The sequence below is a fragment of the Paucibacter sp. XJ19-41 genome (assembly GCF_028462495.1).
Taxonomy (GTDB): Bacteria; Pseudomonadota; Gammaproteobacteria; order Burkholderiales; family Burkholderiaceae_C; genus Roseateles_E.
On sequence record NZ_JAQOWX010000025.1, the window covers coordinates 40,016 to 52,967 of the forward strand.

The 12,952-nt window shown below is 68.8% G+C and carries 14 protein-coding genes; 2 read left to right on the forward strand and 12 right to left on the reverse strand.

The genetic code is table 11. From position 1 onward, the window contains the following. Nucleotides 1-62 precede the first annotated feature (62 nt). From PO768_RS09075 to PO768_RS09110, 8 genes are read right to left on the reverse strand one after another with little or no spacing between them, the layout of a single operon-like run. A complete protein-coding gene (locus PO768_RS09075) occupies nucleotides 63-1,511 on the reverse strand; it encodes an N-acyl-D-amino-acid deacylase family protein (protein ID WP_272645789.1) in 1,449 nt (482 codons plus the stop codon). Further along, nucleotides 1,504-2,412 carry a MurR/RpiR family transcriptional regulator gene (locus PO768_RS09080; RefSeq protein WP_272645790.1) on the reverse strand — a complete coding sequence of 303 codons (909 nt, stop codon included), beginning with the start codon at nucleotides 2,410-2,412 and terminating at the stop codon, nucleotides 1,504-1,506. Before PO768_RS09080 ends, PO768_RS09075 begins: the two co-directional genes overlap by 8 nt. Before the next feature lie 10 nt (nucleotides 2,413-2,422). Then, on the reverse strand, nucleotides 2,423-3,697 hold the full coding sequence (locus PO768_RS09085) for an alanine racemase (protein WP_272645791.1): 1,275 nt from the start codon (nucleotides 3,695-3,697) through the stop codon (nucleotides 2,423-2,425). After that, on the reverse strand, nucleotides 3,694-4,665 hold the full coding sequence (locus tag PO768_RS09090) for an ABC transporter ATP-binding protein (RefSeq protein WP_272645792.1): 972 nt from the start codon (nucleotides 4,663-4,665) through the stop codon (nucleotides 3,694-3,696). Before PO768_RS09090 ends, PO768_RS09085 begins: the two co-directional genes overlap by 4 nt. After that, nucleotides 4,665-5,687 (reverse strand): ABC transporter ATP-binding protein, encoded by a 1,023-nt coding sequence (locus PO768_RS09095; protein WP_272645793.1) that lies wholly within the window; start codon nucleotides 5,685-5,687, stop codon nucleotides 4,665-4,667. The genes PO768_RS09090 and PO768_RS09095 overlap by 1 nt, the downstream gene beginning before the upstream one ends. Beyond that, entirely contained in the window at nucleotides 5,684-6,526 is an 843-nt protein-coding gene (locus tag PO768_RS09100) for an ABC transporter permease (protein WP_272645794.1), read from the reverse strand. Before PO768_RS09100 ends, PO768_RS09095 begins: the two co-directional genes overlap by 4 nt. After that, nucleotides 6,523-7,464 (reverse strand): ABC transporter permease, encoded by a 942-nt coding sequence (locus tag PO768_RS09105; protein ID WP_272645795.1) that lies wholly within the window; start codon nucleotides 7,462-7,464, stop codon nucleotides 6,523-6,525. Before PO768_RS09105 ends, PO768_RS09100 begins: the two co-directional genes overlap by 4 nt. 21 nt (nucleotides 7,465-7,485) lie before the next feature. Then, the gene (locus PO768_RS09110) at nucleotides 7,486-9,048 is read right to left on the reverse strand and encodes an ABC transporter substrate-binding protein (protein ID WP_272645796.1); all 1,563 of its coding nucleotides are present in this window, start codon (nucleotides 9,046-9,048) and stop codon (nucleotides 7,486-7,488) included. 138 nt (nucleotides 9,049-9,186) lie between these two features. Between PO768_RS09110 and PO768_RS09115 the strand changes: the two genes are divergently transcribed. Continuing rightward, nucleotides 9,187-9,573 carry a RidA family protein gene (locus PO768_RS09115; RefSeq protein WP_269838662.1) on the forward strand — a complete coding sequence of 129 codons (387 nt, stop codon included), beginning with the start codon at nucleotides 9,187-9,189 and terminating at the stop codon, nucleotides 9,571-9,573. Nucleotides 9,574-9,618: 45 nt separating this feature from the next. Here PO768_RS09115 and PO768_RS09120 read toward each other — a convergent pair whose 3' ends face one another. The 4 genes from PO768_RS09120 to PO768_RS09135 all read right to left on the reverse strand — a co-directional run bounded on the left by PO768_RS09120 (nucleotide 9,619) and on the right by PO768_RS09135 (nucleotide 12,172). After that, nucleotides 9,619-10,518, reverse strand: coding sequence for a HipA domain-containing protein (locus PO768_RS09120; RefSeq protein ID WP_272645797.1), 900 nt, complete (start codon nucleotides 10,516-10,518; stop codon nucleotides 9,619-9,621). Nucleotides 10,519-10,571: 53 nt separating this feature from the next. After that, a complete protein-coding gene (locus tag PO768_RS09125; RefSeq protein ID WP_272645798.1) occupies nucleotides 10,572-11,093 on the reverse strand; it encodes a HipA N-terminal domain-containing protein in 522 nt (173 codons plus the stop codon). Next, complete coding sequence (locus PO768_RS09130) at nucleotides 11,090-11,461, reverse strand: helix-turn-helix domain-containing protein (RefSeq protein ID WP_269838660.1); 372 nt, start codon at nucleotides 11,459-11,461, stop codon at nucleotides 11,090-11,092. Before PO768_RS09130 ends, PO768_RS09125 begins: the two co-directional genes overlap by 4 nt. A 120-nt stretch (nucleotides 11,462-11,581) precedes the next feature. Beyond that, nucleotides 11,582-12,172 carry a GNAT family N-acetyltransferase gene (locus tag PO768_RS09135; protein ID WP_262970017.1) on the reverse strand — a complete coding sequence of 197 codons (591 nt, stop codon included), beginning with the start codon at nucleotides 12,170-12,172 and terminating at the stop codon, nucleotides 11,582-11,584. Between the two features lie 199 nt (nucleotides 12,173-12,371). Here PO768_RS09135 and imuA point away from each other — a divergent pair. Beyond that, on the forward strand, nucleotides 12,372-12,952 hold a 581-nt coding region (gene imuA, locus PO768_RS09140), incomplete at its 3' end, for a translesion DNA synthesis-associated protein ImuA (RefSeq protein ID WP_272645799.1).

Consider the following 12,952-nt stretch of genomic DNA (forward strand, 5'->3'; position numbering starts at 1 on the left):
AGCGTGACTTTTTGACGGCCGGGCGAGCCCCTGCCATGGTCTGTTCGGACCAGCCGGCCGAGTCAATCCTGCCCAGGCCCCGAGCTTCGGCGCAAGGCCCGCCCGGCCCGCACCAGCACCGCGGTGCCGCCGTCATAGGCCTGCCGCCCGTTGACGAAAACCGCGTCTATGCCTTGCGAGCGCAGCAGCGGCGCCTCGAAGCTGGCCAGGTCCTGCACCCGCTCAGGGTCGAACACGACGACATCGGCGGCCCAGCCGGGGCGCAGCTCGCCACGCTCTTGCAGTCGGAACTGGCGCGCCGACAGGCCGGTCATCTTGTGCACCGCCTGCTCCAAGGTGAACAGGCCGCGTTCGCGCCAGTAGCGCGCCAGCACCCGCGGGAAGGCGCCCCACAGCCGCGGATGCGGATGGCGGTCGTGCGGCAGGCCGTCGGAACCTATCATCGTCAGCCGGTGCGCGAGCACCCGCTCGACATCGTCCTCATGCATCTGGAAGTAGCAGGCGCCACCCGGCTGCAGGCGCCGGCAGGCCTCCTTCTGGTCGACGCCCCACTCGGCCGCGATATCGGCCAGGCTGCGCCCGCCCAGCTCGGGATAGGGCTCGCTCCAGGTCAGCAGCACCTCGATCACGCCGTCGACCAGGTCCTCGCGCAGCACGGTGGAGCCGGCCAGATAGGGGTAGACGTCCAGGCCCACGCCCTGGCGTGCGGCGAAACGATCGATCAGCGGCAAGGTCTCTTGCGTGCGGCCCCAGTTGGCCGGGCCGGCGCATTTGTGGTGCGACAAGATCAGCGGCACCCCGGCCTCGAAGGCGGTGTCGGCAGCCTCGTGCATGGCCTCCAGGATCGCCGCCATCTCGTCGCGCAGATGGCTGGCATAGACGCCGCCGTGGCGGGCCACGATGCGGGCCAGGGCCAGCACCTCGGCGGCCGGCGCGGCGGCCGCCGGCTGGTAGAACAGGCCCGAGGACAGGCCTTGCGCGCCCTCGGCCAGCGCCGCGTCCAGCAGCGCCTCCATGCGGGCCAGCTCGGCATCGGAAGCCGGCTGCGTCACATCGCCCATGGTCGCAAAGCGCAGCGCCGTGTGGCCGATCAGCGAGACCACATTGACCGCCGGCTGCGCCGCATTGACGGCCTCCTGATAGGCCGCAAAGCTGGCGAAGCGAAAGCCCGTGCGGCCCAGCAGATTCAAGGGCGGCTGCGGTGCCTCGGTCAGCAGCGGCACCAGCGAGATGCCGCAGTTGCCGGCCACCACGGTGGTGATGCCTTGCGAGATCTTGGGCAGGCAATCGGGCTGTTCCAGCACCAGCGCGTCGTCATGGGTGTGCACATCGATGAAGCCCGGCGCGACTACCTTGCCGGCGCAGTCGAGGCGGCGCGCGCTGGCGCTCGTCAGCCCCTCGCCCATCGCCACGATGCGCTCGCCCTGCAGCAGTACATCGCCGCGCCAGGCCGGCGTCGCGCCCGAGCCGTCGACGATCAGCCCGCCTTGCAGCAGCCAGGACTCACTCATGGGGCACCTGCCAGTTCAGCAGCGGATGGTCGTGCGTGTCGATGCCATGGCGCTGCAGCACCTCACGCACGCTTTGCAGGCGATAGACCGCCGGCTCGCCGATCACCTTGGCGATCAGCACGGTCAGCACCTCGATGGCGGTCAGATGGGCCAGATAGGCCTCGGTGCCCACATGCATCACCGCATCCTCCGGCACCTTCAGACCCAGCACGATATCGGCATTGGCGGCCAGCTTGGTGCCCGGCTGGGTCAGCGCGATCACGGTCGCGCCCTGGGCCCGCGCCACGGCCACCGCCTCCAGCAGCAGCGGCATGCCGCCGACATGGGAGATCGCGACAACCACACCGCCCGGGCCCTGCGTGGCCGCGGCCAGCAGCTGCGAATGGAAGTCGGACCAGGCGTTGGACACCAGACCCAGGCGGAACAGCCGCGCATGCAGATCGGCGGCCATGAAGTTGGAGGTCGCGCCGGCCGCCAGCGCATCGATGCGGGTCGCGTGGGCGATCGCGTGGGCGGCGGCATCCAGGGCCTGGGCATCGAGCTGGCTGCTCAGGCCGGCGATGGTGCCGGCCGCCCCGCGCGTGATCTTGTGGGCCACCTGCTCGGTCGTGTCCTGCAGCTGCACGCGGCGGTGCAGCGGCGAGCCGCCAAGCGCCTCCTGATGGGCCATCTCCTGCGCCAACGCCAGCTTGAATTCGCGCAACCCGGCAAAGCCCAGATCGCGGCAGGCCCGCATGATGGTGGGCACCGAGGCGCCGCTGCGCGCCGCCAGCACCTCGAAGCTCTCATCCAGCACCCGCTCCGGGTCCGCCAGCATCAGCGCGAAGATCGCGCGGCGCGCGGCCGGCGCTTTCTGCTGCGCTTCGGCGATAGCCGCCATCAGCCCCTTGCTCTTGCTCATCGCCTGGCCTTCAGAAGTGGGTCAGCACCGCGTCGCTGATGCGGTAGTCGTTCTCGACGATGGGCAACCAGGTCCATTTGTCGAAGGTGGTGCAGGGATGCGAGATGCCCAGGCCCAGCCGGTCGCCGACCTGCGGGCCCAGCGCGGCGGCCGGGTCCCAGCGCAGATAGGCGTGCTGATCATTGAGCCCGGTGATGCGCCAGGCGGCCGGTGCGGCCAGCGGCGCCCGCGAGTCCAGCGGCGCATGCCAGACGGGGGTCGGCAGATCGATGTCGAAGGAGATGTCGCGCCGGCCCACGGCCAGGATGGCCAGGCCCGGCTCCGGGCAGGACTGCACCAGGGCCCAGACCTCCAGCGCGCTCTGCAGGCCGTCGACATGCCGGCAGCGCTGGTCCAGCACATTGACCAGGCGCTTGTAGTGGCCGTGGTCATGGGTGATGTAGCAGCCCGAGCGAAGCAGGCCCAGCACCGGCTTGCCCAGGCGCGGCCGCAGCGCGCCGGCCACCAGATCGAAGATGCCGGAGCCGCCGGCCGAGACGATGATCTCGTCGGCCGCGTCGAAGCAGCCGCGCTCGGCGCAGGTCCGGGCCACCGCCTGCACCCGCGCCATCAGCGCGTCGGCATAGGCGCTGTCGACCGCGCTGTCGCCGGTGGCGCCCAGGCCCTCATAGCATTCGATGCCCGCCAGCCGGAATACCGGGCTGGCGTGCAGATGCGCGGCCAGGGCCAGCGCCTCGTCCTCGCCGCGCGTGCCGCTGCGGCCACCGGCAAGGCCGATCTCCAGCAGCACCTCGAATACAGGTGCCAGGTCTTGCCTCTGCTGCCAGCGCTCGATCAGCGCGCACTGGGCCAGCGAGTCGACCAGGAAGACCACGCGCAGATCGGCGTGCCGCGCGAGCAGCGCCGCCAGACCGGCCAGGTCGGCCTCGCTGCAGACCTGGTTGGCGATCACCGCGCGGCGAACGCCGCTGGCGACGCCGACCGCCAGCTGCTTGATCGTTGCGAAGCTGATGCCCCAGGCGCCGGCATCGAGCTGGCGCTGGAACAGCTGCGGGCTCATCGTCGTCTTGCCATGCGGCGCCAGCGCCACGCCTTGGCCGCGCGCGTAGTCCTGCATCCAGCGGACGTTGTGCTCCAGCGCCTCGCGCTTGATCACCGCCAGCGGCAAGGGCAGATCGCCGGCCAGCACATTCCACTGCTTGGCAGCCAGCTCGGCCAGCGGCAGCGGCGGCTCGGTCAGCGGAAAACCTTTCAGCGCGGGACTCAGAACAACAGGCGTGGTCATACGAAAAGCTCCTGGCGCCAGCAGGCCGAGAAACGGCCGGGACGCACTTCGGTCAAGGGGGGAATCGCCTCGGCGCAGCGCGCCTGGGCCTGGGGGCAGCGGGTGCGGAACACGCAGCCCGAGGGCGGGTTCATCGGGCTGGGGATGTCGCCCTGCAGCGGCACCGGGCGGTGCGGCGCCTCGGGGTCGGGCTGGGGCGAGGCGGCCAACAGCGCACGAGTGTAGGGGTGCAGCGGCTGCGCGTAGAGCGCCTCGGTCTCGGCCACCTCCATCACGCGGCCCAGATACAGCACAACGACGCGGTCGCACAGGTACTCGACCACATCGAGGTCGTGCGAGATGAAGAGCATCGTCAGCTTGAAGCGCTCGCGCAGATCGCATAGCAGGTTGACGACCTGGGACTGGATCGAGACGTCCAGCGCCGACAGCGGCTCGTCAGCGACGATGAACTCCGGCTCGACCGCCAGCGCCCGCGCCACACCGATGCGCTGGCGCTGGCCGCCGCTGAACTCGTGCGGGAAGCGCGCGCCATGCTCGGGCCGCAGCCCCACCAGATCCAGCAGCTCGGCGATGCGCGCCGCCCTGGCCTCGCGGCCCTTGGCCAGGCCATGGGTGTCCAGCGCTTCGCCGAGGATGTCGGCGATGCGCATCTTCGGGTTCAGGCTGGCATAGGGGTCCTGGAAGATGATCTGCAGCTTGCGGCGCAGCTCGCGCATGCGGCCGCTGCCGGCCCGGGTGATGTCCTCGCCGCGATACAGCACCTGGCCGGCGCTGGGATCGATCAGCCGCAACAGGCTGCGGCCCAGGGTGCTCTTGCCCGAGCCCGATTCGCCGACCAGACCCAGGGTCTCGCCGGGCTGGATCGTGAAGCTGACATCGTCGACCGCGCGCACCGGCTGCTTGGCATCGCCGAAGTAGCGCTTCAGCTGGCGCACCTCGATCAGCGGCTGTTGTTGTTCTTGATACATCAGACCCACTCCTCGACATGGATGCAGCGCGCCTGGCGTTCGGCGGAGGCCTGCGCCAGCAGGGCCGGCATCGCCTCACGGCAGCGCGCCTCGGCGCGGTCGCAGCGTGGCTCGAAGGCGCAGCCCGGTGGCGGCGCCAGCGGGCTGGCGACCTGGCCGCGGATCGCGAACAGGCGCTTGGGTCGCGGCTCGCCAGGCTTGCGCGCCTTGGCCGGAAGGCAGTTCAACAGGCCTTGTGTGTAGGGGTGTTGCGGTGCGGCGAACAGCGGCCGCACCGGCGCGCTCTCGACCACGCGGCCGGCATACATCACGACGACCTGGTCGGCATGGTGGGCGACGACGCCCAGGTTGTGCGTGATGAAGAGCATGCTCATGCCGGTCTCGCGCTGCAGCCGACCCATCAGCGCCAGGATCTGCGCCTGTATCGTGACGTCCAAAGCGGTGGTCGGCTCGTCGGCGATCAAGAGGCGCGGCTCGCAGGCCATCGCCAGCGCAATCATCACGCGCTGGCGCATGCCGCCGGAGAGCTGGTGCGGGTATTCATGCAGGCGCTGGCCGGCGGCCGGAATCTCGACCAGCTCCAGCATGCGCTTGGCCGCGGCCAGCGCGGCCGCGCGGTCCAGGCCCTTGTGCAGGCGCAGGCTCTCGGCGATCTGCTCGCCAATGGTCAGCACCGGGTTCAGGCTGGTCATCGGCTCCTGGAAGATCATCGCGATCTCGTTGCCGCGCAGCGCCCGGGCCTGCTTGGGCGGCAGGCTCAGCAGATCGACCTGGCGGCCGTCGCGGCAGAGGAACTCGGCGCGGCCGCTGATCTGCGCCCCGCAGTCCTTGGGCAGCAGACCCATCAGGGTCAGGCTGGTGACCGATTTGCCCGAGCCCGACTCGCCGACCAGGGCGGTCGTGCGGCCTGGCAGCACGCTGAAGCTGACATCGGCGACCGCGCGTACCAAGCCATCCTGGGTCGGGAAGGCGGTGCCCAGGCTCTGGACACTCAGCAGAGGCTCGTGACTGCTACTACTCATCGCATCGACTTCTTCAGTTTCGGGTCCAGCAGATCGCGCACGGCATCGCCGACCAATTGCAAGGACAGCGCGGTGAAGATGATGGCCAGGCCAGGGAACAGCACGACCCAGAAGGCCTGGTGTGCATAACTCTGGCTGCCCGCCACCATCGTGCCCCAGGTGGGGATGTCGGGCGGCACGCCGACGCCCAGAAAGGACAGACCGGCCTCGGCCAGGATCGCGTAGGCGAAGATGAAGCTCAGCTGCACCAGCACCGGCGACAGCAGGTTCGGCAGGATGTGGCGCCACAAGATGCGCCCCGTGCTGACGCCCACCGCGCGAGCCGCCTCGACGAAGAGCAGCTCGCGCAGCACCAAGGTCGAGGCCCGCACCACCCGCGCGACGCGCGGCGTGTAGACCAGCACCAGGGCCAGCACGACGTTGAACATCGACGGTCCGAGGATGGCCACCAGCGCGATCGCCAGCAGGATGTCGGGGAAGGACATCATCGCGTCGACCAGGCGCATCAGCGGCCCGTCCAGGCGCTTGAAGAAACCGGCCACCAGGCCCAGCAAGGTGCCCATTAAAACGGCTCCGAGCGCGGTGCTGGCGGCAATCATCAGCGAGTAGCGGCCGCCATGGACGATGCGGGCATAGACATCGCGGCCCAGCTCGTCCGTGCCCAGCCAGTGCGCGGCGCCGGGGCCGCGCAGACGCTCCATGATGGCGGTGTCGTTCGGGTCGAAGCGGCCGAAGGCCTCGGCCCCCAGCGCCAGCACCGAGATCAGCGTGAGAACAATCATCGCGACCAGCACGATGCGGCGGCGCACCAGCTGTTTGAGCGCAAGGGGCATCTTCATACTTTGACTCGCGGATCGACCAGCATATAGAGCAGGTCGATGAAGAAATTGATCAGCACATAGATGGCCGCGATCACCAGCAGCGCGCCCTGGATCACCGGGTAGTCGCGCCGCAGCACCGCGTTGACGACCAGATTGCCCACGCCGGGCAGGCCGAACACCGTCTCGGTGATCACCGCGCCGCCAATCATCAGCGCGACGGTCAGGCCCAGCACCGTGACGATGGGCACCAGGGCATTGCGCAGCGCATGCTTGAACACCACCACTCCCTCGGGCAGGCCCTTGGAGCGGGCGGTGCGCACATAGTCCTCGCCCAGCACGTCCAGCATCGAGGCACGCGTGAAGCGGATGATCAGCGCCGAGTTCAAAAGACCCAGCACCAGGGCCGGCAGCACCAGCGTGTGCAGGCGCGCCAGCAAGGGCGCGCCGGGCTCGCCATAGCCCGAGACCGGGAACCAGCCCATGCCCACCGCGAAGATCTGTATCAGCACCAGCCCCATCCAGAAGCTCGGGATGCTGGCGCCCAGCATCGCCAGGCCGGTGAAGAACTGGTCGATGAAGCGGCCACGGAACACCGCCGACAGCACACCGCAGGGCACGCCGATCAGCGCCGCGATGCCCACCGCCAGCAGGGCCAGCAAAAAGGTCGGCTCGGCGCGCTCCCACAGCGCCTGCGTGACCGGGCGCTGCAGAAAGATCGAGTCACCCAGATTGCCCTGGGCCAGTTCGCGCAGCCAGTAGCCGAACTGCAGCAGCAGCGGCTGGTCCAGCCCGTACTGCACGCGCACGCGGGCGATGTCGGCCGGCGTGGCCTGGTCGCCCAGCAACACGGCCACCGGATCGCCGGGCGCGGCGCGCGTCAGCAGGAACACCAGCACCGCGACGATGGCCATCACCAGCGCCATGCCGCCCAGGCGCGAAAGCAGGTACTTCAGCATGGGAGTCAAGGGAGCCAGGGGTCAGTTCTTGACCGTGACGTTCCAGAAGAAGGGCCAGGCGGCCGGCTGGTAGTTCGAAAGCAGAGGGCTGCGCGCCGACAAGCTGGCGAACTTGCCGACATTGACATAGGGCACTTCGTCGTAGACCACCTGCTGGACCTTGCCCCACAGCGCGCCGCGCTTGGCGGGGTCGGCCTCGCGGTTGAAGGTCTCCAGCGCGGCGATCTTGGCCGGGCTGTTCCACCAGCCCGGTGCGCCCTCGCCCAGCTGCGGCGGCGACAGCATCGGCTCGGGGAACTGGCCCGAGTGCGTGATGTAGAGATCCCACAGCCTGGCTTCGCCGCGGCGCTGCACCAGGGTGGCCCAGTCGACCACATTGAGCTCCACCTTCAGCCCGGCGCGCTTGAACTGCTCGGCCATCAAGAGGGCCATGTTGTAGTGGAAATCGTACTGGCGGCTGGTCAGCACACGGATGGTCTCGCCCTTGTAGCCGGCCTTCTCGGCCATGGCTTTGGCTTTCGCGGCATTGCGCTGGTTGTACTGATCGGCGCCGGCGGTGGAATAAAATGGCGAGCCCTTGGGGAAGTGGTTCGCCTCGGCGCTGAAGAAGCGCGTGTCGCCGAAACCGGCGGCCAGCATCTCGCCGCTGCCCATCGCGGTCTGCACCGCCTGGCGCAGCGCCTGGCTGGCCAGCGGGCCTTCCTTGGTATTGAAGACGATGTAGGGGAAGCCGAACGAAGGCGTCATCAGGGCCACGGTCTTGCCCTGAGCCTTGTCCAGCCGCGCCATCGCCTCGACCGGCAGCAGGTCGGCATAGTGGTACTGGCCGGCCAGCGCGCCCTCGACCCGGGTGTTGGCATTGGGCACCGGCACGAAGCGCAGCTCGGCGATCAGCGCCTCGCGCTTGCCGCCATAGCCGTTGGCCGGCTCCTTGCGGGCGCTGTACTGATCGAAGCGGCTCAAGAGCACATATTGATCGGGGCGGCGTTCCTTGAAGCGGTAAGGCCCGGTGCCGACAAACTCCTTCAGCGGCAGCGCGATCGCCTCCTTGGCCATGATGGCGGCCATGCCGGTGGGCAGGGCCAGCTGGGCCACCAGCGGCGCATAGGGATTCTTCAAGCTCAGCTCGATCTCCAGCGGGCCCAGCGCCTTCATGCCGGCCAACTCCCTGGCCACGGCCTTGCCGCGCGGCGCGTTGTCCATCCAGCGCTGCAGGCTGGCGAGCACATCCTCGGCATTCAGATCGCGGCCCGAATGCAGCTTGACACCTTTGCGCAGCGCGATGCGGTAGGTCTTGCCGTCGGCCGAGACCTTGGGCATGGCCTCGGCCAGCATAGGCACCAGCTGCCACTTGGCATCGAAGGTGTAGAGCGGTTCGAACACATGCTGCATGATGGTGCCGACCAGATCGGCGGTGGAGGCCATCGGGTCCAGCGTCTGCGGCTCGGCCACCATGGCCAGCGTCGCATGGCCGGTGGCCGCGCCCTGAGCCAACGCAGGCTGCAAGCCGCCCAGCAGGACGGCACCCGCCAGGCCAGCGAGGACGCGGCGTCGCGCAAACAAGAAAGGGATGGCTGCTCGCATAGATGGCTCTCCGTCATGAAAATTAATTTCAATGCAGAGAACGATATCCAGGTTTAAGCCGATTAAACCTAGAGAAAACCCGCTGTTCAGCGACGGATGTTGAAATACACTTTCATTCACACACCCTGAAAGCCAAGCATGCCATTGGAATACCTGGGCGCCCCGCCCGTCGCCTCCGACCAACAAGCCCGCCCCTTCTCGCCTGCCGTGCGGGCCGGCGATTTCATCTATGTGTCGGGCCAGGTGCCGGCCAATGCCGCCGGCGAGATCATCAGCGGCGGCATCGAGGCCCAGACCCACCAGGTGATGGCCAATCTGAAGGCCGTGCTGGCGCTGGCCGGCTGCACGCTGGACGATGTCTGCAAGAGCACCGTGTGGCTGGACGATGCGCGCGACTTCGGCGCCTTCAACCGCGTCTATATGAGCTACTTCCCGAACGGCAAACCGGCCCGCTCGACCACCGAGGCCCGCCTGATGGTCGACGCCAAGGTCGAGATCGACGTGGTGGCCTACAAGCCCAGCTGATCCGGCAAGACCCCGTCACCTGAGCTTTGAGACGCCGCCAGGCGGTCAAAGCAGATTTGGGGGCACTTGTGCGATGTCAGCGGCCTGGGCCGAACCCTTGGCGCAGCGCCTTTGCAGCCGCTCTTCCATGCGGGCCAGCAGCGCGGGCGGCACGCCTTGCTGCGCCAGACCGTCATGGGCATCACGGAGCAGCCGAGGCAAGATCCCGCTCAGGGCCTGGAGGCGTGCGGCGAGGTGCCGGGGTGCGAGCCGGCACTGCGCGGCCATGCTGGCCCACTCGAACGGCGTGAGTTCCTCGGGGCTGAAGGCGTTGCCGATGCCCATGGCAAAGCTGGTGCTCATATGCTCGTGGGCAACAGCTTCGACGTCGACGAGATCGTAGGCAGGCGCGAGGGTGAGCAGACCGGCCTGTGGGCCCACGAAGAACGACCAGTTTTTGCCATGGGCGTCGGAGTTGCCGATCAGGACATTGAAGAGCAGGCGGTCCAGCAACTGCGTGCGCATGGCCAAGGGCGCGGGGCTGAGGTCGGCGAGACCGAAGAGGCCGGGCAAGTTAGCGCCGTCGCGCAGGTGCTTCACGGCGTCCTGGTCGCCGTAGGCGCGTTCGTACTTGAGCTCGGGAGCCAGCCCCAAGGCCTGGCAGGCGTCGATGATGTGCAGGCGCTCGATGCCACCGTCGCCGCTGCGCCGCCGATCGAACCGTTCGACGAGCAGGACCGGCTCGGGGGCATGCAACAGCCGGGTCCTGGCCGTCGCTATGCCGGCTGCGGCGGCCAGGCGCATGCAGCTGTGCTCGATGGCCGGCAGCTCAGCCAAGCGGGCGTTGGCGGGCGCGGGCTTGAGGATGACGGTGGAGGCGATGCCGTCGCCGTTGGCGAGAAAGAGCTTGCCGCCGTCCTCATAGACGGCGATCTTGTCCTGCAGGCCGGCGATGGAGAGGCGCACCTTGCCGTCCCAGATGGAGAACGGTTGCTCGGGGCGACTGCGGATGCGCTCGCTCAGTTCGGCGAGCGGCAGTGGGCGAAGAGCNCGGCGATGGAGAGGCGCACCTTGCCGTCCCAGATGGAGAACGGTTGCTCGGGGCGACTGCGGATGCGCTCGCTCAGTTCGGCGAGCGGCAGTGGGCGAAGAGCTGGTGCTGCGGGCGATGGCGTGTCGTCGAGCAGCGTCACGCGCAGGGCGCCCGCGGTCTCGGCGCCGAGGGCCGCGAGCAGCCCGGCCAGGTTGCCGCGCGCGAGGCCGTTGGCCTGGGCGGCGACTTCGAGCGCCTGGCCTTCAGGCAGCAGGTTCTGGAAGAAGGCGCGGGCGATGGCCGAGCGCGTCTGCGCCGGCAGTTCGCCGAAGGCAGGGGTGCCCGCAGCATGGGCGGCGGTGAACAGCGGCATCTGCGGACTCAGCGGGAAACTGCGAGGCCCTTGCTGCCAAGCCTCGGCGTAGCTGAAGTCGAACAGATTGCTCGGCCCGTCGTGGGACAGCGTGCCGACGCGATCATGACCTGCCCAGATGGCGAGCTGGATCATGCGGTGTGCCCGCGTTCACGCGCCGGTTTCGCGGGGTCCGATGGGGCTGCGCTGGGGCCGCCCCAGGGGCCCGGTTCGGTTTTCCGCAGGGTCTGCAAGGCCGTGGCGGCCTCGAATTGCGCCGCGAGGGGCGTGGCGAACACGGCCACGCCGAGCTCTCGCGCCACGCGCAAGGCGGTGCCGAGCGCGACGGTGCCCGAGCCCCCTTCCAGGGATCCGAGCGTCGCCTTGCTGATTCCCAGGGCCTGGGCGGCGGCTTCCAGGCTGATGCCCGCAGCGGTGCGCGCGGCGCGCACCGCCTGCCCGAATGCGGCTGCATCGCGGATCAGCGGGTCGGGAAAGGGCTCGGCCACCACTTTGCGCATCATTTCTCCTGCTTTGACAGGACTATAAGCGCTGCTTGCGCTTTACATGCGTTTTCGGATGATTTGGCAGGCGGTTTGAGATTTTTCTGGCTGGCACCTGCAAAACACCTGCTTTGGCAGGCGCTAAGCCCCGAACGGCGTCGGCTCCGGCGGCGTCTTCGGCAGCGTGGCCCAGCGCGCCGCCGTGATCTCGTAGACCAGGCTGGGCGCCTGGCCCGGCACATCGGCCAACGAGCCCTTCAGCAGCATGCCGATGCGCTCCAGCGTCTTGCGCGAGGGGGTGTTGGCCGGCTGCACCACCGCCTGCACGGCGGGGGCATGCAGGATGTCGAAGGCCTGGGCCAGCGCTGCCTGGGCCATTTCCGAGGCATAGCCGCGACCCCAGGCATGGGGCCGGAAACGGAAATACAGATAAAGGCCCGGCTGGCCGCCGATCGGCCTGTTCATGATGCCGCCGCAGCCCAGCAACTGCTCCGGGTGCTCGCGCTCGGCAATCACCCAGTAGCCAAAGCCCTGGCTCTGCCAGTGAGCCAGCCAGCCTTGCAGCAAGCTGGCAGCGGCCTCGGCGGAGTGCAGCGGGCCGCCGGGGCTGAAGCGGTTGGTGACCGGATCGGCATGCAGGCCGTAGATCTCGTCCAGGTCCTGTTCGCGAGGGGCTCGCAGCAGCAGGCGAGCCGTTTCCAGCGGCATCGACATCTCTTCTCGCGAACTCATGAGCGGCAACCTCCCGATACGCGCCGATACAAGTCGGCGCACCCCAGGGTTTTAACCGATATGGCGAGACCGGCGCGGGTTGTTACCCCCTTGCTCGAGCGGTAGCAGCACAGCGAGGCCAAAAACTGCACACCGCAGCCGCTGCATCTGCCGGCCATATACTGTATAAACATACAGTTATTGGATCATTGCAGTTCCCATGCACGCCCCCCTCTCCCTGCTCGAAGGCCCGCTGCGCCAGTCGCTCTGGCGCGGCTCCGAGCTGGCCCATGGCAGCAGTCCGGGCCTGCCCAGCGGCTTTGCCGCGCTGGACGCCGCCCTGCCCGGAGGCGGTTGGCCGGGCCGCAGCCTCAGCGAGATCCTGCAGCCGCGCCCGGGGGTCTGCGAGTTCCGGCTGCTGGGACCGGCACTGGCGGCAGCCCAGGCCGGCGGGCGCAGTCTGTTGCTGATCAACCCGCCCTTCACACCGCATCTGCCCGGCCTGGCGGCCTGGGGCCTGAACAGCCGGCAGCTCGTCTGGCTGGCCCCCGCCACGCCGATCCAGATCCTGTGGACGCTGGAGCAGGTGCTCAAGGCCAATGCCGCCGGCGCCGTGCTGGCCTGGCTGCCGGCCTCGACGCGGCCCGAGCAGCTGCGCCGGCTGCAGGCCTGCGCGCTGGGGGCGCAGGCGCCCTGCTTTGTGTTCCGGCCCGAGCCGGCGGCGGCGCAATCCTCGGCCGCGCCACTGCGCCTCGTGCTGCAGCCCCAGGAAGCCTGGGGCCTGGAGCTGCGTCTGATCAA

What these genes read in the sequence shown, in the direction of transcription:
- PO768_RS09075 (WP_272645789.1), bottom strand. Translation starts at nt 1,511, where the DNA reads ATGAGTGAGTCCTGGCTGCTGCAAGGCGGGCTGATCGTCGACGGCTCG.
- PO768_RS09080 (WP_272645790.1), bottom strand. Translation starts at nt 2,412, where the DNA reads ATGAGCAAGAGCAAGGGGCTGATGGCGGCTATCGCCGAAGCGCAGCAG.
- PO768_RS09085 (WP_272645791.1), bottom strand. Translation starts at nt 3,697, where the DNA reads ATGACCACGCCTGTTGTTCTGAGTCCCGCGCTGAAAGGTTTTCCGCTG.
- PO768_RS09090 (WP_272645792.1), bottom strand. Translation starts at nt 4,665, where the DNA reads ATGTATCAAGAACAACAACAGCCGCTGATCGAGGTGCGCCAGCTGAAG.
- PO768_RS09095 (WP_272645793.1), bottom strand. Translation starts at nt 5,687, where the DNA reads ATGAGTAGTAGCAGTCACGAGCCTCTGCTGAGTGTCCAGAGCCTGGGC.
- PO768_RS09100 (WP_272645794.1), bottom strand. Translation starts at nt 6,526, where the DNA reads ATGAAGATGCCCCTTGCGCTCAAACAGCTGGTGCGCCGCCGCATCGTG.
- PO768_RS09105 (WP_272645795.1), bottom strand. Translation starts at nt 7,464, where the DNA reads ATGCTGAAGTACCTGCTTTCGCGCCTGGGCGGCATGGCGCTGGTGATG.
- PO768_RS09110 (WP_272645796.1), bottom strand. Translation starts at nt 9,048, where the DNA reads ATGCGAGCAGCCATCCCTTTCTTGTTTGCGCGACGCCGCGTCCTCGCT.
- PO768_RS09115 (WP_269838662.1), top strand. Translation starts at nt 9,187, where the DNA reads ATGCCATTGGAATACCTGGGCGCCCCGCCCGTCGCCTCCGACCAACAA.
- PO768_RS09130 (WP_269838660.1), bottom strand. Translation starts at nt 11,461, where the DNA reads ATGATGCGCAAAGTGGTGGCCGAGCCCTTTCCCGACCCGCTGATCCGC.
- PO768_RS09135 (WP_262970017.1), bottom strand. Translation starts at nt 12,172, where the DNA reads ATGAGTTCGCGAGAAGAGATGTCGATGCCGCTGGAAACGGCTCGCCTG.